Source organism: Mycobacterium sp. (assembly GCF_019243155.1).
Taxonomy (GTDB): domain Bacteria; phylum Actinomycetota; class Actinomycetes; order Mycobacteriales; family Mycobacteriaceae; genus Mycobacterium.
The window spans coordinates 1-2,646 of record NZ_JAFAUS010000180.1; the positions used below are offsets into that span (position 1 = coordinate 1).

At 68.4% G+C, this 2,646-nt stretch carries 1 protein-coding gene; it reads right to left on the minus strand.

Going from position 1 to position 2,646, the window contains the following annotated elements; translation table 11 throughout:
* Nucleotides 1-2,646 (minus strand): condensation domain-containing protein (locus tag JOZ00_RS08830; RefSeq protein ID WP_293342601.1); only part of this gene is annotated, 2,646 nt, incomplete at both ends.

Sequence of the window (2,646 nt, forward strand, 5' to 3'; positions counted from 1 at the left end):
GAACGGGCTTGCCACAAACCGCGATCCTGTCAGCCCGGCGCGGCGCCAATATCCAACCCCGACCCCGACGCCGGCCACGTACAACTCGCCGACCACCCCTACCGGCACCGTGCGTAACCACCCGTCCAGCACGAAGAAGGCCGCCCCTCCCACCGGGAAGCCGATCGGCGGACCGCCCGACCCCGCCTTCAGCGGCGCACTCATGGAGGTATAGATCGTGGTCTCGGTGGGGCCGTAGGAGTGGACCATTACCCGGTCGGGTGCCCACCGATCCACCAGTTCGGGCGGGCAGACCTCGCTCGCCGCCACCAACGTCACCCCATCCAGCCCCTGCGGCGACAACATCCCCACCGCCGAGGGCGTCAGGATGAGCATGCTGACCCGCTCGGCCACCAGCAGGGCATTCAGGTCCGCCGGTGACCGGCCCACCGACTCGGGAATCACCACGAGACGCCCACCGCGCAACAGTGCACCCCACATCTCCCACGCCGAGACGTCGAAGGCCAGCGAATGCCATTGCGACCAAACCTGTTCCGGTGCCAGCCAGCTGTCCAGTGACCTCAGCAGCTGGGTCACGTTGTGGTGGGTGAGCGCCACGCCCTTGGGCGCGCCCGTGGTGCCCGACGTGTACATGAGGTAGGCGATGTCGTCGGGGGCCGATCCCGGCAGGCTCGCGGCCGGATGGGTGTCGGGCGGAAGGTGCTCGACATCGATGATGCGCAGATCGGTCCCGTCCAGACGCGCGGCCAGCTGAGCGGTGGTGATCGCGGCGATCGGCGCGGCATCGGCGATCATGAACTCGATCCGCGCCGCGGGCAACGCGGGGTCGATCGGCAGGTAGGCCGCCCCGGTCTTGAACACCGCCAAAATCGCCACGACCGCGTCGGCGGAACGCTCCAACAGCAGCGCCACTCGCTGGCCCGGGCCGGCGCCATGGGCGGCAAGCAGGTGCGCCAACCGGTCGGCGGCGTCGTCGAGTTCGCGGTAGGTCATCGAATTGCCCTCGAAGGTCACCGCCACGGCGGCGGGGGTGCGGGCCAACTGTTCGGCGAACGACTGCGGAATCGATACCGCGGGCGCGGGGCGGGTCAGCAGCGCGCGGTGACCGATCTCGTCCAGGCGGGCGCGCTCTTCCTCGTCGAGCAGATCCACCACCGACAGCCGTTCGGCAGGGTCGGCGGTGATGGCCACCAACACCCGTTTGAATCGCTCGGCGAGGGTGTCGATGGTTGCCGCATCGAAGACGTTGGTGTCGTACTCGAGGCGAAGGCCCAACTCGGTTCCCGGGGTGGCTTGCACCGTCAGCGGGTAGTGGTTGGACTCGCTGCCGAAGAACTCGGTGATGGCCAGCTCGTGGTCGCTGGCCAGGGCCGCGGTGTCGACGGGATAGTTCTCCAACACGAACAGGGTGTCGAACAGTTGATCGTGGCCCGTGACCCGGTGAATCTCGCTGAGGGCCAGGTGTTGGTGGTCCAGCGTGTCGTTGTAGGCGGTCTGCAATTGGTCGAGCAGGTCGGCGGTGGTGCTCGCCGCGGTGATGCGGGCGCGGACCGGCACGGTGTTGATGAACAGCCCCACCATCGAGTCCGCGCCGATCACCTCGGCCGGCCTACCCGAGACCGTCGTGCCGAACACGACATCATGCTGGCCGGTCAGCCACATGAGCAGCTGCGCCCACGCGGCCTGCAGCACGGTGTTGACGGTGGTGCGGCGGGAGCGTGCCAGCTCGCTAACGGCCCGGGAGGTCTCGGCGGACATGTGAAACGATTCGACGCCGCGACTCCCCAGCCCCAGCCGATTGGGCGGCCCGACCAGTGTCGGGGTCTCGAATCCGGCGAGCACCTCACGCCAGGCCGCCTCGGCGGCGTCGACGTCTCGATCGGCCAGCCAGGCGACAAAGCTGCGGTACGGCGCCGGCGTGGGTAGTTGCTGCTCGTAGTAGCCGGCGAAGATCTCGCCCAGCAGGATCGGGAGCGACCAGCCGTCCACCACGAGGTGGTGATTGGTCAAAACGAATCGGTGCCGGTCCTGGCCGAGACGGATCAGCGCGGCACGAAACGCCGGCTTGTTGCCCAGCTCGCGCACCGCGGCGCGTTCTTCGGCGCACACCCGCCGGATCTGCTCGTCGACGTCGCCGGCGTCGTCGCCGAGGTCGACATACCGCCACCCCGGCGCGGGATCGGAGGGGATGATCTGCACCGGGTGTTCGAATTGTCCGCAGAACCGGGCCGCCAGATGGGGATGACGTTTGACCACCGTGTGCACCGCGTCGCGCAGCCGGTAGTAGCCCAGCGGTCCGGTCACGGTGAAAGCCAGCTGTACCGCATACACGTCGTCGGTGGCCCGCACGATATTGGCGTGGAAAAGCAGTCCCTCCTGCAGCGGGGTCAGCGGCAGGATGTCGGCGATGTCGTACTGCTGTTCCAGCTCGTCGATTTCGTCTTGGGTCAGCCGTGCCGGGGTGATGTCAGATGGGGTCAGTCCGCCGCCGCCGGTGTCGACACGGGCGCAGATTCCGCGCAGGGCGTCGAACCACAGCTGGGCGAGCCGGCCGATCTGGCTGTGGTCCAGGGCTGAGGGCGCCCACGTCCAGGTGGCGTGCAGCAGCGGTCCGGCGTCGGTGTCCTCGGTGGCGGCGTTGAGCTC